This window comes from Natronocella acetinitrilica, from assembly GCF_024170285.1.
Classification (GTDB): Bacteria; Pseudomonadota; Gammaproteobacteria; order Nitrococcales; family Aquisalimonadaceae; genus Natronocella; species Natronocella acetinitrilica.
The window spans coordinates 87965-107896 of record NZ_JALJXV010000003.1; the positions used below are offsets into that span (position 1 = coordinate 87965).

Consider the following 19932-nt stretch of genomic DNA (forward strand, 5'->3'; position numbering starts at 1 on the left):
GCCATGATGCCCCGAATCCTGACCGCCCTGACACTGAGCCTCGCCCTTGCCAGCGCCACCGCTCTTGCCGGTGGCGCCGATGTCGAGCCGCAGTTCTATCAGCCCGACATGTCAGAGCAACTCGTCAATGCACTGAACAATGTGGAGTGGCAGACCAGGCGCCTCGAGCGCCGCGTCGAGCGAACGCCCCTTGAGGAGCGCAAGGCCTGGGTGCGCGCCGCGAATGGCCTCGCTTCCGAGCGCCTGCCCGCCGCCCACCTCGAGCAGCTCGAGCGCTGGGTCGAGCGCTGGAGTGCGCAGATCTACCCAAGCCTCGCCGGGCGTTTTGATCGGGAGGCGGCAGTCGATGCGGCCCGCATCTACCAGCACCACGACCTGATCGAGCATGAGCGGATCAATATCGGCGAGAGCACCTTCGCAGAGCGCGAGAGCCTGCACCGGCTGATCGTCAAGGAAGGCGCACCGAATCCCGATCTCGCGGGCACCCTTGGCCGGAGCATTGAGCGCATGCGCCTTGGCGAGGCGCCGATCGGGCGCGACGGCAAGCCACTCGAGCTCTGCCGGATCAGCCGCTTTGAAAACGCGGCCTACCTCGAGATGACGAGCAGCGAGGCGCACCTCCTGACCCGCGAGCTGGCCGCGTTCGAGACACTTGATAGCGCCTGTCTGCGCGGCGAGACGCAGTCCCGGTACTGGCAGAGCCGCCGCGGCGACTTCGTCGGCCCCCGCGGACACCACCGCCGACCGGACTGATCTTATTTTATTTTGACAAAATTAATAAAACTGGCTATCATGGGGGTATTGGAGGAACCCCCTGATGGCTGAGAACATGCAGCAGTTTTCCATTGGTGATGTGATCACGCAGGTGAGTCGCGATGGCCTGCTCGTCGACTACTACGTCGAGGAGGTCATCTCGCCGACCCGCGTCAAGGTCTATGTCTATGACGGCAATGGCGAGCTGACACAGCGCTGGCGCTATCTCGGCTACGAGGAGCTGCTGCGCTGCCGTCTGAACGCGGTGGCAACACGGCTTCTGCGCGCGCAGCGGCGCACCGACCCGGCGCGCGTCCAGGACGTCGCCCACCGCGGTCCGCGCCCGCGGCGCTTCAGCAAGGCCTCGATTCTGGAGGCCTTCGAGCGCCATGCCCGCTGATAGCACCGACCTTGAGCTTGCAGAGCGCGTGGCGGCCGACATCCGTCGCGCGCTTCGCCGTGTGGCCGCGAAGCACGGGCTGCACTGCCCGGAGACCCCGGTGGTGAGCAACGCCCTTGGAATCATGGCCAACGTGACACTGCTGCGCGAGGAGCCCGACCGGGTCTATGCGACGCTCTACAGGGAGCGCGCCCGCGCACTGGGGCTTGAGGACGCCTGGCTTGGCGCCGGGTTCTTCAACCCGCACAGCGGACGGGACCTGGTGGTTGTGGGGCTTGACCCGGATGGCGGCGAGCAGTGTGTGCGCGTTCGTGATGCCGAGGGCAATGACCTTCACCTGCACCCGGGTGTCGTGCGCCGCCTCATCGCCGACGCCGGCGGCGACCCCCGGAACACCTCGCCCTAGAGACAGGCCAGAGACAGGCCAGAGACAGGCCAGAGACAGGCCAGAGACAGGTTAGAGACAGGCTAGAGGCCGGCAGGCCCCTCGGGGCCGCCCGGTTCCTCGTCCCGGTTTGCTGCCCGCGCCCTTGCCCGCCGCGCCTGGATCTGGCGAAGCAGCGCGCCGGAGCGCTCGGTCGACTCGCTGATCACACGCTGGCGGTGGGCCGCAAACGGATGGACTCTCGCACCCTTGTCGCTCATGCCGGCCCCTCGCTGGTGGCGACAGCGCGCTCGACGCGGCGGGCGAGGAGTGGCGCGCAGCGCTCGAGCACAGGCTCGATCACCGCCGCCGCGACCCGCTCGGGCGAGCGCGAGGCGTCCACCACCAGGTGGCGTGCGGGATCCTCGCTCGCCTGGCGCAGGTAGTCGGCGCGTACCCGCTCGAAGAAGTCCATGCGCTCGGACTCAAGCCGATCGAGTGCGCCACGCCCGCGCGCCCGCGCCATGCCGATCGCCGGGTCGATGTCGAAGACCACCGTCAGCGCCGGCGTGACACCCCCCTGGAAGTGCTCGGCGAGCAGCGCAATCCGCTCCCGCGAGAGGCCGCGCCCGGCCCCCTGGTAGGCAAAGGTCGAGCTCGTGAAGCGATCACACAGCACCACCGCACCCCGGGCCAGCGCCGGGCGAATGACGTTCGCCACATGCTGCGCGCGGGAGGCGAACATGAGCAGGAGCTCGGCCTGGGGGTCGAGCACCTCGTCACGGATCGACAGCGCAAGGCCGCGAATCTCCTCGGCAAGCGCCGTGCCGCCGGGCTCCCGGGTGCGCACCACCGTGTGCCCCTCGGCACGCAGCGCCGCCTCGAGTGCGTTCATCGCGGTGGTCTTGCCCGCGCCCTCGCCGCCATCGGCCACAATCAGCATGCCTTCTCTCACCATGTCGCTCTCCGTTGGTTCGCTCATGAAGGGGACGGGTCGGCGGATGCCGCCCGCGCTCCCGTTGTCGGTGCCGGCGCCGCGCGCAGCCAGCTCTCGACGCGCAGCCGGTGCTCCGGGCGTGCCAGGTTGAAGACCGGCACGCCGCAGGCGTCGGCCAGGTTGACCGCGATCCCCGTGCCACCGGTCACCCCGAGCCGGTAGTCCGCGCGCGTGCACGCACCATCGGGCGTCCAGCAGATGAGAAAGCGCGACGGGGTGGCAAGATCAGCGCCGAGCACCTGGAAGGCGTTGCGCGCGTGGAGGCGCAGTGTCGAGGGCTTGCGTCTCACGGACTCCGGGTAGATATCCGGGCGGCTCACGAGCGCCACGGCGGCGTCCCATCGCGCTTGCTCGGCAACCACGATCGGGACTGCGATCGTCCCGCCGGTTGGGTTGAAGCGTGGCCAGGGGAGGTAGATCTCGCAGCGCTCACCGGCGCCGGCGGCAAAGGCGCTGTCGGAGCCCGCTGCCGCGCCTGAGCGAAGCACCCAGTTGCGCCCGGCAAGCCGCTCCGCGATGCGCTGCATGAGCGCGGCAACATCGGGGGGGACAGCCCGCGCACCCACGCCGGTGTAGTGCCCGCTGATCGGACGCGCGCCCGGCGGCCCTGGTAGCACGCCCGCCATCAGAAAAGCCCCCCGGGGCCATCATCGGCCTGGACCCGAACGGCCTTTGCGCTCTGGTGTTCGCGCACCAGGCGAAGCAGATCCGCACCAAAAAGGCGAATGCGCGCCGCACTGAGGCCGGCGGCCAGCAGGGCCTGCTCCTCTGTCGGCTCGGCACTCGCGAGGCGCTCGACCAGGGCGTTTGGCAGCACCATCAGCTCGGGCTTGTCGGCCTGACGGGCGAGTCTCGCGCGAAGCTCGAGGATGGCGTCGCGCAGGGCGACACTCCTGCCTGCCGAGGGCGCCTTCGGGCGCGCCGGGGCGTTGGCACGACCGGAGCTCGGCTCATCGGGCGCCGCCTCAATGGCTGCCGCGGCCGCATGGGCCTTGTCCGTCAGGCAAAGTCGCGGGCTCTCCGAGGAGCCGGGGGAGAGAAACCCCTCGCGCTCCAGGCGATTGAGGAGGTGGCGCATGTCGCTCTCGCTGTAGTGGGCGAGAGCGGCGAAGTCCGGATGCGCATCGAGCCCCTGGCGGCGGGTGCGGGCATCGCGGTGGCCGCAGAGCAGCTCGCCAAGACGGCCACGGCTCAGGCGCTCGCGGTTGTCCCGCACCAGGCGGTAGGCGGCGAGGAAGGCGGGCGTGTCGATATCCCCGTGCAGGCGGTTACGCGAGAGATCCCGCGCCAGGCAGCGATCGCAGTTGCCGCACTCCTCGCGCGCCGGCTCCTCGCCGAAGTGGCGCAGGATGTTGCGGGTGCGGCAGAGCGAGGTGGTGGCCAGGCGCTCCATGGCAGCCAGGTTGTCGAAGGCCAGGCGGCGACGCTCGGCCAGATGGTCGAGGGAGACCGCGCGCTCGCGCTCCCCCAGCACCACGCTGCTGCCCTGGCCTGCCGTATAGCCCTCGAGCTCGACCGCGCCCTGGTCGGCGAGGATGCGCAGCGCCGACTCGGCGTGGGCAGGCTGCATGGGCTCGGCCGACATGTCGGCGAGCTCCCGGAAGGTGACCGCCACCGGCAGGTCGTCGGTGATCGCGGCAATCGTCTGGCGCACCGACTCCACCACCTCCGCCCTGGGGTAGGCGGCATCGATGAAGAACTCGTGCAGGCGGCGGTCGCGCCTGGTGTAGAGCACGTAGGAGACCGCGGGCGCGTCATCGCGCCCGGCGCGACCGGCCTCCTGGTAGTAGGACTCGATGGTGCCGGGCATCTGGTAGTGGATGACGTTGCGGATATCGGGCTTGTCGATACCCATGCCAAAGGCCGTGGTGGCGATCATGAGCCGTGCGTCGTTCAGGAGAAAGCGCTCCTGCTCGCGGTGCTTGATCGCCGAGGGGAGGCGGCCGTGGTAGCGCGCCGCATCATCGCGCGTCTTCGACAGCCGCTCGTAGATCTCCTCGACGGCACGCACGGTCGAGGCGTAAACCAGGGTCGGCTCCTCGGCGTGTCGTGCGAGGAGCTCATCGAGGGCGGCGTCCTTGTCGGCAACCGCCTTGAAGGAGAGGCGAAGATTCTCCCGGGCAAAGCTGCTGGTGATCTCGGCGGGATCCTGCATGCGAAGCTCGGAGACGATGTCGGCTCTCACCACCGGCGTTGCCGTTGCGGTCAGCGCGATGCGCGGCAGGCGGCTGCCGCGATGGGACTCGATCTCCGCAAACGCCTCGGCGAGGCGTGTGTAGGCGGTGCGAAAGTCATGCCCCCACATGGAGACGCAGTGCGCCTCGTCGACGGCGACAAAGCTGATATCGAGACTGCCCATGAGGCGGCGGAAATCCGCGCGGAGCAGCCTCTCGGGTGCGACATAGAAAAGCTTGAACGCGCCGCGCTGAAGACCCTGGATCGCCGAGAGCGCCTCCTCCGGCGCGAGCCCGGAGTGCAGCGCCTGGGCAGGGACGCCGAGCGCCTGGAGCCGGTCCACCTGGTCCTTCATGAGCGAGATCAGCGGTGAGACCACGATCGCCGTGCCGGGCAGGGCGAGCGCTGGAACCTGGTAGCAGAGCGACTTGCCGCCACCGGTGCGCATCAGCGCGAGCACATCACGCCCGGCCATCACCGGCTCGATCACATCGGCCTGGGCGCCGCGGAAGTGCTGGTAGCCAAACACATCGCGCAGCACCTGCACTGGCCGTGGACCCTTCGCCATCATCGTCTCTCCATCCCGGTTTCTGTATTTATATTTTAACTTATTATTGGAAATCCGGAAAGCGGACCGACCCGGCTTGCCGCTTTTATTAGTTTTATGTATATTAAAACAATGACCGGCCGGGTAGCCCGCTGCCGGCATGACCGTCCGGAGAGAGTGATGATGCAACAGACGCAAAGCGTGGTAATCCCAATCGACGCGCACCGCCGCTCATCGGAGTTGCGGGAGCTGCTGGCGACGATCGAGTCGGCCAACTGGACCCTGCGCGTGCAGGCCGTGCTCCAGGCCGCCGGCCATGCCCTTGGCGAGAGCGCGGCTGAGCGCGAGACCCCGGTCTCCATCGGCTCGCTGGCGAGTGCCGTTGGCTTTGAGACCATGGGCGAGTTTGTCAGCAACACCGAGTCGGGCCTGGGCCTTGACTGGGAGAGCTGGGCGACTGACGTCCAGGCGCTGAAGGCGAAGTACGCGTTCGGGCTGCACGGCGAGAGCGCTGCGGAGATCATCCGCGAGGTCACCCGGGTCACCGATGCGCTTGGCCGCAAGCCAGGCAGCGCCTCGGAGTTCCACCTGGTGCGCGATCGACTGCGTGAGCGCGAGAGTGCAGAGCGCACCGCGGCGCTGCGCGCCGAGCTTGAGCGCACCGCCGAGCACAACGGCGAGCTGGTCGAGTCGCTGCATGCCAGAAGCGCCGAGGCGCGGGAGTATGAGAGTCGCGCCATCGCCCTGGAGGCCGAGCTCGAGGCGCAGCTCGCGGAGCTCGAGCGGCGCATGGAGGAAGCGCGTGCTGCCCGTGCCAATGCCATCAGTGAGGCGCTGGCCGATCAGAAGCAGGAACTCCTCACCCACTTTGAGGCCGAGCTCGAGCGCGAGCGCCTGGAGGCGCACGCCCGTGCCGAGGGGATCCGCGCGGAGATGCGCGTGCTCCACGAGGCCGAGCGGGGCAAGGGCGGCGTTGACCTGGCGGAGCACAAGCGGCTGCGTGCCGAGGTGGCGCGGATGCGCAAGTCCGCCGAGCAGCTCGCCCGGGTGCGCAAGCAGCTCGAAAAGGCCCGCGCCGATATCAAGGCGCTGCGGGCGAGCGAGAAGGCGCTGAAGTCCGAGGTGCGCACATTAAAGCGCGCCAACGAGCGCGTCGGCAAGAGCATCCTGCGGGTGCGCGAGGAGGCCAACGGCCGCATTCGCCGCCAGAATGCGGTGATCCTCGAGCAGCGCTCGACCATCCAGCGGCTGGCCACCGAGCGCAACATCGCCCTGGTGACGGCCTGCGTAACGGTGTTGATGCTGACCGTGGGGGCGATCGTGGTGAAGGGCGTCCTCTAGGCGGCGCCTGTGGTGGCACGACAAGGGGCGCCGGTCAATCGCGGGCGCTCTTTCTTCATTTGGAGCCGACCGGGTGGGCGGCTAGATGTCGAGCGCTGCACTTGCCTCGGCGAGCAGTGACGGATCGACGCTTAGCGCAGGACCGGCGCGGCCCCCTTCCCGTGGCGGTGCGGCTGCGGCTGTGCCCGTCTGAGTCTCGCTCAGCGCGGCCTGGGTGGCCGCGAGCATCTCCGGGCAGCGCTCGATGTCGGCGAACGCACGCTGGAGCTGGGCCTGGAGTCCTGTCATGCGATGGAAGCTGCGGTCATTGGCAAGCCCGCGGCGAAGCGCGTTCATGTCGCCCACCATGTAGAGCTGCCCCTTGGCGCGGGTCATCGCGGTGTAGACCAGCCGCGGGGTGAGCATGTTGACGTGCGAGCCGCTCACCGCGAACACCACCCCCTGGTACTCCGAGCCCTGGGACTTGTGGGTGGTGATCGCGTAGGCAAGGCGCATGGTGTCGAAGTCCGGTGCGCTCAGTGCGAGGTCCCGGCCGTGGAAGCTCGCCACGACCTGCCTGCCGCCGCCCGCCACCGTGACGATCCGCCCGATATCCCCGTTGGCGATACCAAGGCGCTTGTCGTTACGCGTCTGCATGATGCGGTCCCCGACCCGGAACTCGGTCCGGTAGTGACGGAACCACTGGCCCTGGCGGCGGGGGTTCACCTGGTCGCGCAGCCGCAGGTTCAGCGCATCGACGCCGGCGGGGGTGCGCTTCTGGGGCGTGATCACCTGGCAGTCGGCAAGCGCCATGCCGTGCTCGCCGATCAGCGTCCGGGTGAGTGTCTCCTCGCAGTAGCGGGCGATGCGCTGATCGTCCTCGGCGTGGATCCAGTGAAAGTCGCCACCGTGCTCGCCGACAAGCGGCATCTCGCCGCGGTTCACGCGATGGGCGTTGGCAACAATCTGGCTGTCGAGGCCCTGGCGCTGCACCTGGGTCAGTGCGGCAACCGGCACCACCCCTGAGCCGATCAGATCGGCAAGCACCGCACCCGCGGAGACCGAGGGCAGCTGGTCGCGGTCACCAACCAGGATCAGCCTGGCGTGATCGGGCAGCGCCTCGAGCAGGCGGTAGCAGAGCTCGGCGTCGACCATGGAGAACTCGTCCACGGCGAGCACATCGACCTCAAGCGGGTTGCCCGCGTGGCGGCGAAAGCCCGCCTCGGGGCAGTACTCGAGGAGCGAGTGGATCGTCCGCGCCTCCCGCCCGGTCGACTCGTTCATGCGCTGCGCGGCCTTGCCCGTGGGTGCTGCGAGCGCGATGCGAAGGCCGGGGAAGGCGCGCTCTGACTGATTCAGCATGGAGCGCAGCACCGTGGTCTTTCCAACACCTGGGCCACCGGTCATCACCGCGACCTTCTGCTGGAGGGAGAGATTTACAGCGGCGCGCTGCTCGCCGGAGAGAAAGTGATCCTCGGGCCCGGGGACGAAGCGATCCCGCGGTGCTGGCGCCCGCGCCAGGCGGGCGAGGTGGAGGGCGATACCCTGCTCGACCTTGGCTGCGTGCGGCGCGGCGAAGAGACTGCGCGCCTCACTGTCCTGGACGCGGCAAAGCTCGCCGGCACCAATCGCCTCCTCGAGCACATCGCGGATGCGCGCCGGCGGCAGCGAGAGCTCGGCCTCGAGCTTGCGCAGCAGGCCGCGCTCGGGCAGTGCGGTGTGTCCGGCGTCAGCCCCCTTGCGAAAGGCGTGCTCCAGGGCCTGGGCGATGCGCTGATCGGAGTCCGCGGCCACGCCCAGGCTCTGGGCAAGGGCGTCGGCGCTCGACCAGGGGCAGCCGGAGACGCCAAGGACATCAAAGGGGCTCGCCGAGAGGTGTGGGCGGGTGCGCGCGCCAAAGACCTGCACCACATGATCACGGTGGCGCGCGTCAAGGCCGTGCTCGCCAAGAAAGAAGTAGTCGTCCTCGACGTCACGAAAGCGGGCCAGGTCATCCGCGATATAGGCCATCTTGCGTGGCTCAAGACCTGCCACCGAGGCGACATCGGCGGGGCGGGTCTCGATCGCCTCGAAGACCTTGTAGCCAAAGGCCTTCCAGAGCCGCTCGGCGACCTCCCGGCTGATGCCCGGGAAGAAGCTCGAGCGCAGGATCTCGCGGGTGTGCTGGCGCTTCGGGGTCGGGTAGGCGCGCGCGGCGCGAAGCTGCAGGCCCTTTTGCGGGTGGCGGTGGAGGGCGCCACGCACGGTCAGTCGCTGCCCGGCCTGGATGGCATCGGCGCCACCAGGCGCCTCGATCACACCGGTCGGGCAGTAGACCGCCACCACGCCATCGCGATCGACCGCCGCCGCCGGCAACGCCTCGCGCCCGAAGGCCTTCAGGCGCAACAGCGAGAAGCCCGGGCCCGCGAAGGCGCGCAGCACCACCCCATCAATGCGCAGATCGCGCGCTTCGCCGCCAGCAGCCATTCGACACCTCATGAGACCATTGGCCTTATTGTAATTATTTTTTCAATAATTATCAAGACAGGCGCGGCCACCGCATTGACCGGACAGCCCTGATCTGATATAATTTACTATCAATCAATTTTCCCTTTATTTTGTTGTGGTAAAATTATTTTAACTGCTCAAGGCCCTGGAGAGTGACCCATGACGGGAATCCGACCCATTGCGCAGCGCGAGGCCAAGGTTTCGACGCGCGTCCATGACAACCCGCTGGTTGACACCATCCTGCGCAATCGCGGCGTCGAGCGCCTTGAGGAGGTCCACTACGGGCTTGCCGGCCTGCTGCCCCCCGAGCAGCTGCTCGGCATGGATCGCGCCGTGGAGGTGATTCTCAGGCACATCGATGCCGGTTCGAACATCATGATCCTTGGCGACTTCGACTGCGATGGCGCCACCGCCACGGCGACCATGGTGGAGGGACTGGAGATGCTCGGGCGGCGCCCGGAGTACTTCGTGCAACGCCGCGAGCTTGGCTACGGGCTCTCGCCGGGTGTCGTCGAGCTGATGATCGAGGAGGGGCATCGCCCGGATCTCATCATCACCGTCGACAACGGCATCAGCAGCGTCGATGGGGCGAAGGCGGTGAAGGCGCTGCCCTGGGGCTGTGATCTTGTCATCACCGACCACCACCTGCCGCCAAAGGGCGAGCTGCCGCCGGCGGACGCCATCGTCAACCCGAGTCAGGCCGGCTGCCCCTTCCCGAGCAAGGCGCTCTGTGGCTGCGGTGTCGCCTTCTACGTGATTGCCGCACTGCGCACCCGCATGCGCGAGCTCGGCCGTTTCAAGGACCGTACCGAGCCGCGGCTCTCGCGGCTGCTCGACCTGGTGGGGCTTGCCACCGTCGCCGACATGGTGCCGCTTGATCGCAACAACCGCATCCTGGTCGCCGGCGCGCTTGAGATGATCAACGCCGGCAATGTCCGCCCGGGCATCCGGGCGCTGCTCGAGGTCGGCAAGCGGAGTATCGGCAAGATCCGCGCCGCGGACTTCGGCTTTGCCGTTGGCCCCAGACTCAATGCAGCCGGGCGTCTTGACAGCATGGTGCTTGGCATCGAGGCGCTGCTCGAGAGTGATCCGGAGCGCGCCGCCGAGCGCGCCCTTGCCCTCGATGAGACCAATCGCCGGCGCCGCGAGATCGAGGGGGAGATGATTGGTGACGCCCGCGACATCCTCGCCGACAGGGACCCGGATGACCGGGTGATCGTTGTCTACAATCCCGATTTTCACGAGGGCGTGGTGGGGCTTGTCGCCTCGCGCCTGAAGGAGCGCTACAACCTGCCGGTCTTCGCCTTCACCGATACCAGCGCGACCCGCGAGGCGCGTGTCGTGGTGGCAAGCGAGAGCGCGAGCGAGGCCGAGCGCGCGGCGGCAAGGGCCGTGCTCGATGAGGCCGAGATCAAGGGTTCGGCGCGCTCCATCCCAGGCCTCCACCTCAAGCACTTCATGGACCGCCTGCAGGTGGAAAACCCGGGCGTGTTGCAGAAATTCGGCGGCCACGCCGGTGCGGCCGGCTGCACGCTGAAGCACAAGGACCTGGAGCGCTTCCGCGCGGCCGCACGCGAGACCGCGGAGCGCGAGATCGACCCGAAGATCCTCGAGGGGGTGATCGAGGTCGACGCCGTGAACCCGCCGGCGGAGACCCTGACCATCGAGACTGCAAAACTGCTCGGCGCACTCGGCCCCTGGGGGCAGGGATTCGAGGAGCCGCGCTTTGCCGGTGAGTTCGAGGTGGTGGACTATCGGGTGCTGAAGGAGGTTCACCTGAAACTCCACCTGCGTCCCGCTGGCGGTGGTCGCACGCTCGAGGCGATCGCCTTCAACGTGGTCGACAAGGGGGAGCTGCCGTTTCGTGGGCGCGTGGAGCTCGTCTTCCGTCTCGACGTCAACGAGTGGAACGGCCGCGAGAGCCTCCAGCTCATGGTCGAGCACCTGCAGGACCGTGAATACCTGCTCGAGCGCGCCGCAGCCGAGCCCGTGTCCGATGAGCCGCCCGGGCCACTGGTTATCGAGGGGGTCAACCGCAAGACCGCCAAGGGCCAGGACCCGGCGGACACCAGGCCCCCAGCCGATCGCGCTGCGGGCAAGAAAGGCGCCCCGGGCGTCGCCGCGGTGGCGGTGACCACCACCAACAACAACGCGCTCTTCTAGGCGCCAGGGAGATAAAGACAATGACAGCACTGATCGTCACTCTCACGGGCCCGAGCTGCTCGGGCAAGTCCCACGTCGCCGAGATTCTCTCCTCGCGCCATGGCTTTGGCGAGGTGACCAGCACTACCACCCGCGACGCCCGACCCAATGAGGTCAACGGCCAGCACTACCACTTCGTGACGCCCGAGCAGTTCCAGGCGGCCGTGGACGCCGGCGAGATGCTCGAGCACATCGGCTTCAACGGCCAGCACTACGGCGCGACCCGCGAGGCGTTCTCGACGCAGTTTGCGCGCGGCCGGCCGGTCGCCATCGTGGTCGAGCCAAACGGCGCGGTGCAGGTCAAGCGCAACGCCGAAGCCCTTGGCTGGCAGTGCATCACCGTTTTCATCGACTGCCCGGTCGAGCTTGCCTTCCGTCGCCACGCCGAGCGCTACGCGCTGGAGCGCGCGCATGACCAGGTGAAGGCGGCCGGGAGCTGCGCGAAGCGCCTGGTGCAGGCTGCAAGCATCGAGCGCGACTGGCGCATTGCCGCCGACTACGATCATGTCTTCGGCGCCTCGCAGACGCCTGCCGATGCCGACCACATCGTCGCCCGGATTCTCGAGGCCGCAGAGCGCGTCATCGCGCAACCCGCGGCCTCGTCCTCCGCGCACCGCCTGCGCGAGCCCCTGGCCCTCGGTCACCGCGACGCCGCCCATCTCGAGGCCCGCTTTGTCGAGGCACTGCAGGGGCTTCGTGGTGATGACCACCACGCCCATGCCAGGGCGCTGCTCGCCGTTGCCGAACCGGTGCTCGCCGAGCGCCTCGCCGCCCACTACTCGACGGCGATCTGATTTCCGCTAGACTCTTCGCCCGGGCGCAATGGTGCGCCCGGATCATCCTGGACCAGACAACTATGGCAGCACTGCATCTGATCGACATCGAGGCGAGCAGCCTCTCCGATCGCTCCTACCCCATCGAGGTCGGCTACCAGATCGACGGCGAGGCGCCAGTCGCCTGCCTGGTCAACCCGGAGCTCTGCGAGGACTGGGACGACTGGGATGCGCAGAGTGAGCAGATCCACGGCATCCCGCGCGAGCGCCTGGCGCGCGAGGGCCGCGATCCATTGCTCGTTGCCCGCGCGCTAAACCGTGCGCTTTCCGGGCTCACCGTCTACAGCGACGCCCGGGACTATGACCACTTCTGGCTGGAGCGGCTCTTCGAGCAGACGCCCTACACCATGGACTTCGAGGTGGGCTGCCTGCGGCAGTACATCAAGCGGGCCGGGGGAGCGCAGGCGCTCGCCCTCTTCGAGGCCATGGAGGCCGGCGATGACAGGCGCCACCGCGCCGCCGAGGACGTGATCGACATTCGCGCACTCACCCGCGCCGTGCTCGCCGGGGAATAAACCCGGGCGCCCGTCCCGCTGCCCGTGATAAAATAAACATTAAAATAATAAGAAGGGGCGATGGACATGCTCACGGACTGGCGGGAGGCGCTCGAGCAGACACTCGATTGCCTGGGAGATGTGATCGAGCCGGGCCGGCCTGGCTCGACGCGGCGGATCGTGCTGATCGGCAGCATGGCGATGGCCGCACACGGCCTGCCGGAGGTACCCGGCGACGTGGATCTCTTCATCCCCGGTATCGAGGGGCCGAGGGCGGCGGCGCTCGCCGAGCGGCTTCGCCGCGCCCTCAACGCCGCAGGGCGCCGTGACATCGATTTCGACCTCGCCCCCGATGACTACTGCTACGGCCCGCTTCGGGTGCCGGATGCCGGCAGTGAGCCAGGCAGCATGCTGGTCGCCGCCATCCACCGCGGTGGCGAGGCGCTCGAGGTCCGCGCTCCCGCCCTGCCAACCCTGCTCTGCCGGCTCCTGGTGCTCCTGCGCGACAAGGATCATGCGCGCATCGAGCGCCTGAGCGCGGTGGTCGGGCTCGATGCGCTGATCGAGCGCTACAATGCCATCGCCGCGGCCAACCCCCCCGAGGCGGTCGGCTTCTACACGCCGGACTTCATCGCCGAGAGCCTGCTGGTCTATGCCAGCGACGAGGCGGCCTATCGTGCCGGTCTCAAGACCTGGATGGGCGCGCTCGCGCTCGATCCGGTCAGCATGATCGAGGTGGCCGCGGCCTTCGACACCATCCCGGCGGAGACCATGGACTGGTCGGTGGACGCGGCGCAGCCACAGCAAGAAAACCGCGCAGGCGCCGGAGGCCCCGGGGGACCTGACTTCTGATAACGGGTCGGCGCGAGCGCGCCGGCCTGTTATCAGGCAGCGCCCGCGCGCTCGGCCGTGCGGCCGCGACGCGCCGACCAGGCAAAGCCGAGGGCCTCGAGCGCCTGGCAGCGCTCCGGGCTGAGGAGCCCCTTGCTGCGCGCCGTGCGCTGCGCACTCACCCAGATACCAAGCGAGGGGTTTGTCTTTCTCGGCACGTTGCAGTGGCCGTGCTTTTGGCGATAGACTTCGAGCTCACGGAGCTTGCGCGCCCAGCGCCTGTCGAGGCGCTGCTGCGGGTTCCAGTCGACGCCAAGGCGCTCGAGCAGCACCCGGCGGCCATCGCGCAGCACGCCCTGTCGGTACATCACGCGCTGCGCGGAGAGCCAGGGCCCCAGGCCCCGGACCAGCTGCGAGATGTTGGGATTCCCATGGGTCGCCACATGGGCGCGCAGCTCAAGGTAGCGCCGCTCCCACTTCTCCCACTGCGCACCGTGCGCACTCCAGTCGACACCGAGCGCCTCGAGCGCCGCCGTGGTCTCGGCATCGAGCGTACCGGCGGCCTTTCTCGCGCGCTGCTCGGCGAGCCAGCGACGCAGGCGCTTCGCGTCGGCATCATCGGGCCAGACGTAACTGTGTCCATTCGCCGCGTGGTGGCGGCGCAGGGAATCGAGCATATCCATGTGCATGATCCTTCCTGACGGATTCTTATTATTTTAAATAGTATAAAACATTCCCTGGCAAAAAGGGAAGATTGAAGGCATGATTGCCCGGGCGCGCCGCCCCGGGGCGGGCGGCGGCGCGTCAACGGGCCCTGCTCAGGCGCTGAGCGAGAGGGTGTCAGGCAGCGGATTGGCCGTGTACTGCCAGCGGTGGCTATCGAGGGCGCTTGTCCGTGCCCGGGCGAGTGACTTCTCCCATTCGACCTGGTAGCGCTCCCGTGCGCGCCCGGTGACGGGCAGGATGCCGGCGGCGCAGAGGCGCCCGTCGATAATGTCGAGTGTTGCGACAAGCCGCGGCGGGCGTAGCCACTCCGGAGAGCTCTTGGCGACGTGATCAAGCGCGTTCCTGTAGATGAACTCGGCGAGCGCCGGGAGATCGAGTCGGCCGGGGGTGCGCCTGTGCTCATCGGCAAGCACACGGGTTGCGAAGTTCGCGATCCGCGTCTCCTTGCTGTCCTTCGCGAAGGCGGCCAGCGCCTCGCTGTGGCGCTCACGAAGCGCCCCATAGTCATACTCGGCGTAGAGTGCGGCGAGCGCATCAGTGAGCGGTGGCTCCTCGCCTGGCTGGTCGAGCAGCCACTCGCCATCGCGCTCGGCGACAATGGCGCTGTCGACGGCGTCCTGGATCAGGGCACTGATCGACGGGTCCAGGGTCTCGTGGCCGGCCTTCACCAGCGCGGTCTCGATTAGCTCCGGGAGCTCCTCGGCGGTGTTGCCGTCAAGGGCGCTGCGCGAGGAGAACTCGAGGCTTGCGCGGAAGATGAACTCCACCACGCGGTGGAAGTTCATGGCCGGGCCAAAGCGGTTCGCCTCGCGCTGCGTGACACTGAGCGCGAAGCCATGGCGGGAGTCGCTGTCGCGAAGCGCGCTCAGCGCATCGGCATGATAGGCGAGGTAGTCCTGGTAGCGCATCGCCGAGAAGACCCGCGAGCGCTCGGAGGCCTTGCGCAGTGCGCCGGTGTAGTCGCGCACCAGGGCATCCCCGGGCAGCGGCTCGCCGGCGCGGGGCGCACGCGCGGCACTCGCCATGGCGGCCGCCTTGGCCGGGTCAAAGCCGTGATCGCGGCCAATGGCGTGGATGGCCTCGAGCGTGATGGGGCGACCCTTGTTCAGCTCCCAGTGCGGCCGAATGCCTGCATCCGGCGCGATGCTCGGGAAGTAGTAGAGCCGCGAGCGGTTCTTGCACTGCGTGTCGACCTCCACCGCGGCTGCCAGGCAGTCGAAGGCCTGGCGCCAGTCGTCGGCACTGATCGGCGCCTCGGGGCGCAGCAGCATGCGGAACTTGTGGGGCGTGGCCTGGGAGTAGCTGTGCGTTGAGTGCACGATGTAGTCGAAGTCCGCGAACACCTCGCGGGCGACATCGATCGCACCCGGCTTGTCCAGGTCGAGCACGATCATGGTGATCGCCTCGACATTCTCGTCATTGCGGTACTGCGGCTCGTCGGTGCGCTCGATGACCTCGCGCAGCGTCTCGAAGACGGCGCGATCGGTGACGTCGAGTGTTGTGGCGACCGGGCCCACCAGGCGGCGGGCGTTTTCTGCCAGGCTCATGTGCCCCTGCATCTGATCGGCCGCGTAGGTGCGGCGGATGACGTCGGCGACCTGGCGCTCGAAGTACTCCTTGGGGTGGGTCTGGAGCAGCTCCCTGATCGCCTCGATGACCTTCGGGGCCCCCCGCTTCTCGCGCACCACGTGGCCGAGTGCGAAGCGCAGGTTGCTCGCCTTGGCGCGCGCGGCGTTGGGTGTCAGCCGGGTGCGCTGCCATGCCGAGGGGTCCTTGAGGATCGCAGGCACATAGGCCCGCCCGTCCTTGTTGGCCGACACCTCGTGCTTTGAGAACCACTGGATGAGATCGTCCCACGCGTAGCCGTCAGGGTTCGCGTCGGCGGCAAGCATGTCCGTATCCAGGCGGTTGGCAATTTCAAGCAGCCGAATGGGCGCGGCAGTGTACTCTGGCATCGATTGTTCCTCCATGGCCCCAGTATACCAATTCCTTATTTAGTTTCGTAAAAATATTTACCGCTAGCGGACTGGCGGCAACCTTGGGTGACGTCGCCGGGAGGCGATCGGCAGCGTGGCCCGCAGGTGCGCGGCAGCAACGGCAAGGCGCTCGCGCTCGAGCGGAGCGATGCCGGCGGCGAGACGCAGCATGCAGGCGGGTGGCGCACCGTCGCGGGCGTTGAAAAGGTGGGTCAGTAGCCGCAGGCGCGCGCGAGCGGCCTCGGCACCCTCCCCGGCTGGCTGCACGCAGGCCAGTGCCAGCAGCCGCTGGTCGGCAAGCGGCCAGCGCCGAAGCGGCGTCGCCTGGTTGATGTGTCCAATGACCCTGTCGATCGCCGCGATCCGCATGTCCACTCCGCGTTGACTTTTTTAATAATACTCCGTATATTAAATGAACACAACCGGCCGGAGGCAGTCAGCAATGGGCGAGGCCCTAGTCAGCGTGGTGGTTGGCGTCACGGTGTTCGTGGTGGCGCTGAACCTGCTTGTCGTGCTCCATGAGCTTGGCCACTTTGCGGCCGCCCGGGCCTTTGGCGTGCGCGTGCTCGCCTTCCGGGTCTGCTTCGGCCGCGCGCTGATTGGCTTTCGCGACCGCCACGGCACACACTTCGGCCTCGGCTGGCTGCCGCTTGGCGGCTTCATCCAGATGGCCCGTGACCCCGAGCGGCTGAGCGAGCAGGAGGCCGCAAGGCAGGGGAGCGACATCCCGCTCGCCGAGACCTTTGATGGCATCGCCGCCTGGAAGCGCATCGTGATTGCACTGGCAGGCCCGGCCGCCAACGGGCTCATCGCCGTCGCGCTTTTCTTCGCCGTGGAAGTCCAGGATGTGGTCTTCGTGCCGGCGATCATCGGCGAGGTCGAGGTCGGTGGGCCCGGCGCGGCGGCGGGGCTCTCTCCGGGCCAGCAGGTCACCCACGTCAACGGCCACCCGGTGGTCCACTGGGGCCATGTCGCCGAGCGGGTCGTGCGGGACATTCGCGGCGGCAGTGTCGAGCTTGCCCTGGTCGATGGCGGCGGTGCGCGCACGACCGCGCGCCTCGGTGGCGAGAGCTATGGGGTGGCGCGTGACTCGCGCTGGATCTTCGCCGATGGCGGCTTCCGCCCGGCTGCGGTCGACACGATTCCACTGGAGCGCCTGGTGATCCGGGAGCCGGGCGCGATCGAGGCGCTCTCAGCAGCCATCACGCGCACACGCGATGCCAGCGCCCTGGTGTTCTCCGTGCTGGTCTCGCTCGTCAGTGCCGACATCCCGACCAGCGCCGTCGCCTCGCCGGTCGGCGTCGCGGAGATCTCCCTTGAGGTGCTCACCATGGGCTGGATGCCCTATGTCGCGTTCATCGCGATCTTCAGCGTCAACCTCATGGTCTTCAACCTGCTGCCAATCCCCGGGCTTGACGGTGGGCACGTGGTGATTGCCGCCGCGGAGAGTGCGGCGCGCAGGCGCCTTCGCCCGCGCACCGAATCTCTCGTGATCGGCAGTGGCTTCGTACTTCTTATTGGCGTCGCGGTGCTCGCGATCGCCCAGGACATCTGGTTCCTCATCTAGGAGATTGGCATGGGCACAGGCAAGGCAGGGCAGCAGGATGTGATTCTCGACGTCGATGATGTCGTCGTCGACCTCGGGGCTTCGATCTACCGCACACTAAACGCGATGACCGGCAAGCGCCTGGGTCCCGAGCATGTGACCGACTACTACGCGTTGGCCGCGATCTATGGGCTTTCCAATGACGAGATGCTCGAGGCGCTTCGCCACGAACGGCTGCTCGAGGAGGCGGCTCCGATGCCAGGCGCGCTCAAGGCCATCGAGGCCCTGCGCGCGGGCGGCAACCGCGTGCACCTTTGCACCGCACGGGGCTTTCACCCCCGCGGCGAGGCGATTACCCGTGAGTGGCTGGAGGCCTACCGGGTGCGCGTCGACGGGCTGATGGTCGTCCCCTGGGGCGAGCGGAAGTCAACGACCTACCGCGCCGCCGGCCGACAGTTTTCGCTCATCGTCGATGACAACGACCACCACATCGATGACGCCCGCGAGAGTGGGGTGGTCGAGCGCGTGGCGTTAATCGACATGCCCTACAACCGCCACCGCCACGAATACCGCCACGGGCGCGAGCGCTTTGCCTCGCTCGCCGAAGTGGCCGACGCCTACCTGGCGCGCATCGGCGTCGTCGAGCCCACCCCGGCCATCGATATCGCCGGTGTCTCGCCGTGAGCGGCCGCCTGTCGAGCACAAAAACCACGGCCTTCGCGGAGAGGGCAACCCATGGGCCTGCGCGCGGCGCAGGACACGATCAAATCACAATGGAGGCACGATTCGAATGAGTGAAACGACGCAAGGCACAAAGGGGAAGGGCAGCTTCTTCATCAGCATCTTCTGCCTGCTGCTCATGGCAGGCGCGGTCGGCATCGCCGCGTGGGCCCTGTGGGGCTTCATTGGCAACCAGATCGATGCCAGGCTCCTGGCTGCGAGCGCCAAGGCCAACGCGCCGGCGGTCAGCCTCTCGCTTGGCAGCGAGAGTCGCGGCGAGGAACTCGATAGCGGGGCCCGTGAGGCGATCGCGAAGCGCCTTGCCGCGCACTGGCCAGGGCTCACGGTGCATGAGGCGCGCACCAGCCCCTTCGAGGGGTTCGTGCGGGTGAAGACCCCGGAGGGCGTGCTCTATGTCCACGAGGAGGCGCCCTTTGCCTTCGCGGGCGATCTCATCGACACAGAAGCCGGTCGCAACGTGAGTGCCGTGGTGCGCTCAATCGAGCAGGCCGAGGCCGCGATCAACGAAGCCGCACGCTCACCCTTCGCCGCCAGCGCGGACGCCGCGGTGGCCGGGTCGCAGCCACAGCGCGCCGGGATTGCACCCCAGGCCCGTGCGCTTGTCCCCGAGCGCGCCCTGGGTGATGAGCGTGCCCAGGCTGTCCAGGGCGAGATGGACGCTGCTGCGCTGAGCGCCTTTCGCGAGGAGCTGATCGAGCGGGTCCGCCGCAACACCGGCGGTCCCGGTGGCGGCAACCAGATCGCGCAGGCGCAGCCCGGCGTGCCGACAGCCGAGCCCGAGGTCGTCGACCCCGCCAGCGTGCCGGATGCGGACATCAGCAGCGTCACGGGCACGGATGGTAGCAGCGATAGCTCTGGCGTGGTGGTGGGCTCCTGGTACGTGCAGACCTCACGCGACGCCCCGCGGATCCCGAAGGTCGGCTTCGACGCCGAGGGCAGCCGCGTCTCCGCCGGCGTGCAGCGCGCACGGGCCCGGGAGATGGTCGCGGCAGTGCCGCACAACTGGACGGTGAACTACGAGGCCCGCGGCGAGGAGCGTGCCGAGATCCTGGTCTTCACCGACTACACCTGCCCGTTCTGCCAGCGCCTGCATAACGACATCGAGGGGCTGCAGGCGGCCGGCGTCACCGTGCGCTACCTCTTCTACCCGCGCATCCTCGCCCGTGGCCCCGGCCCGCGCGCCGATGATCAGGTCGAGCAGTGGGGCAATGTCTGGTGCGCGCGTGACCAGCAACTCGCGCTCGACACGGTGAAGGCCTCGGGCTTCGCCCCGCAGAGCGATTGCGCCAACCTGCCAGAGGGCATGGAGCGAAGCGCGAACCCGGTCTACGAGCACTACCTGCTTGGCAACATCTTCGATGTGCAGGGCACGCCGACGATCGTCACCCGCGAGGGCGATATCGTGGTCGGCTATGCCGACATGCGAAGCCTGTTGCGGGCGATCGGGCTCTAGGGCCTGGAAGCCCTGTGTGAGCGCCCGGCTCCAGCTTCTGGGGCCGGGCGCTTTTGTTGCCTGGCAGAGCGCTGCGGGCTAGTCTTG

At 68.1% G+C, this 19932-nt stretch carries 19 protein-coding genes; 11 read left to right on the forward strand and 8 right to left on the reverse strand.

From position 1 onward, the window contains the following. Positions 1-3 precede the first annotated feature (3 nt). The 3 genes from J2T57_RS06330 to J2T57_RS06340 all read left to right on the forward strand — a co-directional run bounded on the left by J2T57_RS06330 (position 4) and on the right by J2T57_RS06340 (position 1559). A complete protein-coding gene (locus J2T57_RS06330) occupies positions 4-753 on the forward strand; it encodes an HNH/ENDO VII family nuclease (protein ID WP_253475937.1) in 750 nt (249 codons plus the stop codon). Positions 754-817: 64 nt separating this feature from the next. Next, complete coding sequence (locus J2T57_RS06335) at positions 818-1153, forward strand: hypothetical protein (protein WP_253475940.1); 336 nt, start codon at positions 818-820, stop codon at positions 1151-1153. Further along, positions 1143-1559: a hypothetical protein gene (locus tag J2T57_RS06340; RefSeq protein ID WP_253475942.1), complete on the forward strand. Its 417-nt coding sequence runs from the start codon at positions 1143-1145 to the stop codon at positions 1557-1559. Before J2T57_RS06335 ends, J2T57_RS06340 begins: the two co-directional genes overlap by 11 nt. 62 nt (positions 1560-1621) lie before the next feature. Here the strand turns inward: J2T57_RS06340 and J2T57_RS06345 are convergent, their stop codons facing one another. The 4 genes from J2T57_RS06345 to J2T57_RS06360 are packed head-to-tail and all read right to left on the reverse strand — an operon-like array spanning position 1622 to position 5260. After that, positions 1622-1798 (reverse strand): hypothetical protein, encoded by a 177-nt coding sequence (locus J2T57_RS06345; RefSeq protein ID WP_253475945.1) that lies wholly within the window; start codon positions 1796-1798, stop codon positions 1622-1624. Then, the gene (gene tmk, locus J2T57_RS06350; RefSeq protein ID WP_253475948.1) at positions 1795-2499 is read right to left on the reverse strand and encodes a dTMP kinase; all 705 of its coding nucleotides are present in this window, start codon (positions 2497-2499) and stop codon (positions 1795-1797) included. Before tmk ends, J2T57_RS06345 begins: the two co-directional genes overlap by 4 nt. Continuing rightward, positions 2496-3140: a hypothetical protein gene (locus J2T57_RS06355; RefSeq protein ID WP_253475951.1), complete on the reverse strand. Its 645-nt coding sequence runs from the start codon at positions 3138-3140 to the stop codon at positions 2496-2498. The genes tmk and J2T57_RS06355 overlap by 4 nt, the downstream gene beginning before the upstream one ends. Continuing rightward, the gene (locus J2T57_RS06360; RefSeq protein WP_253475954.1) at positions 3140-5260 is read right to left on the reverse strand and encodes a RecQ family ATP-dependent DNA helicase; all 2121 of its coding nucleotides are present in this window, start codon (positions 5258-5260) and stop codon (positions 3140-3142) included. Before J2T57_RS06360 ends, J2T57_RS06355 begins: the two co-directional genes overlap by 1 nt. 156 nt (positions 5261-5416) lie before the next feature. Between J2T57_RS06360 and J2T57_RS06365 the strand changes: the two genes are divergently transcribed. Then, positions 5417-6577 carry a coiled-coil domain-containing protein gene (locus J2T57_RS06365; protein WP_253475957.1) on the forward strand — a complete coding sequence of 387 codons (1161 nt, stop codon included), beginning with the start codon at positions 5417-5419 and terminating at the stop codon, positions 6575-6577. Between the two features lie 81 nt (positions 6578-6658). Here J2T57_RS06365 and recD2 read toward each other — a convergent pair whose 3' ends face one another. Then, positions 6659-9022 carry an SF1B family DNA helicase RecD2 gene (gene recD2, locus J2T57_RS06370; protein ID WP_253475960.1) on the reverse strand — a complete coding sequence of 788 codons (2364 nt, stop codon included), beginning with the start codon at positions 9020-9022 and terminating at the stop codon, positions 6659-6661. Between the two features lie 180 nt (positions 9023-9202). On the opposite strand from recD2, the gene J2T57_RS06375 reads away from it, so the two are divergent. From J2T57_RS06375 to J2T57_RS06390, 4 genes are all read left to right on the forward strand, one after another. Continuing rightward, complete coding sequence (locus J2T57_RS06375) at positions 9203-11206, forward strand: single-stranded-DNA-specific exonuclease RecJ (protein ID WP_253475964.1); 2004 nt, start codon at positions 9203-9205, stop codon at positions 11204-11206. Between the two features lie 20 nt (positions 11207-11226). Beyond that, the gene (locus J2T57_RS06380) at positions 11227-12039 is read left to right on the forward strand and encodes a guanylate kinase (RefSeq protein WP_253475967.1); all 813 of its coding nucleotides are present in this window, start codon (positions 11227-11229) and stop codon (positions 12037-12039) included. Between the two features lie 62 nt (positions 12040-12101). After that, positions 12102-12593, forward strand: coding sequence for a hypothetical protein (locus J2T57_RS06385; protein WP_253475969.1), 492 nt, complete (start codon positions 12102-12104; stop codon positions 12591-12593). Between the two features lie 60 nt (positions 12594-12653). Beyond that, on the forward strand, positions 12654-13424 hold the full coding sequence (locus tag J2T57_RS06390; RefSeq protein ID WP_253475971.1) for a hypothetical protein: 771 nt from the start codon (positions 12654-12656) through the stop codon (positions 13422-13424). A 32-nt stretch (positions 13425-13456) separates the two neighbouring features. Here J2T57_RS06390 and J2T57_RS06395 read toward each other — a convergent pair whose 3' ends face one another. The 3 genes from J2T57_RS06395 to J2T57_RS06405 form a co-directional block, all read right to left on the reverse strand. Beyond that, the gene (locus J2T57_RS06395; RefSeq protein WP_253475973.1) at positions 13457-14086 is read right to left on the reverse strand and encodes a helicase associated domain-containing protein; all 630 of its coding nucleotides are present in this window, start codon (positions 14084-14086) and stop codon (positions 13457-13459) included. Between the two features lie 135 nt (positions 14087-14221). Next, positions 14222-16084 carry a hypothetical protein gene (locus tag J2T57_RS06400; RefSeq protein WP_253475975.1) on the reverse strand — a complete coding sequence of 621 codons (1863 nt, stop codon included), beginning with the start codon at positions 16082-16084 and terminating at the stop codon, positions 14222-14224. A gap of 63 nt (positions 16085-16147) precedes the next feature. Beyond that, positions 16148-16474: a hypothetical protein gene (locus J2T57_RS06405; protein WP_253475977.1), complete on the reverse strand. Its 327-nt coding sequence runs from the start codon at positions 16472-16474 to the stop codon at positions 16148-16150. 73 nt (positions 16475-16547) lie between these two features. Here J2T57_RS06405 and J2T57_RS06410 point away from each other — a divergent pair, with 73 nt between their 5' ends. The 3 genes from J2T57_RS06410 to J2T57_RS06420 all read left to right on the forward strand — a co-directional run bounded on the left by J2T57_RS06410 (position 16548) and on the right by J2T57_RS06420 (position 19845). Beyond that, entirely contained in the window at positions 16548-17672 is a 1125-nt protein-coding gene (locus tag J2T57_RS06410) for a M50 family metallopeptidase (RefSeq protein ID WP_253475979.1), read from the forward strand. A 9-nt stretch (positions 17673-17681) separates the two neighbouring features. Beyond that, positions 17682-18335 (forward strand): 5' nucleotidase, NT5C type, encoded by a 654-nt coding sequence (locus J2T57_RS06415; RefSeq protein ID WP_253475981.1) that lies wholly within the window; start codon positions 17682-17684, stop codon positions 18333-18335. A gap of 106 nt (positions 18336-18441) precedes the next feature. Beyond that, complete coding sequence (locus tag J2T57_RS06420; RefSeq protein ID WP_253475983.1) at positions 18442-19845, forward strand: thioredoxin fold domain-containing protein; 1404 nt, start codon at positions 18442-18444, stop codon at positions 19843-19845. Positions 19846-19932: the final 87 nt, after the last annotated feature.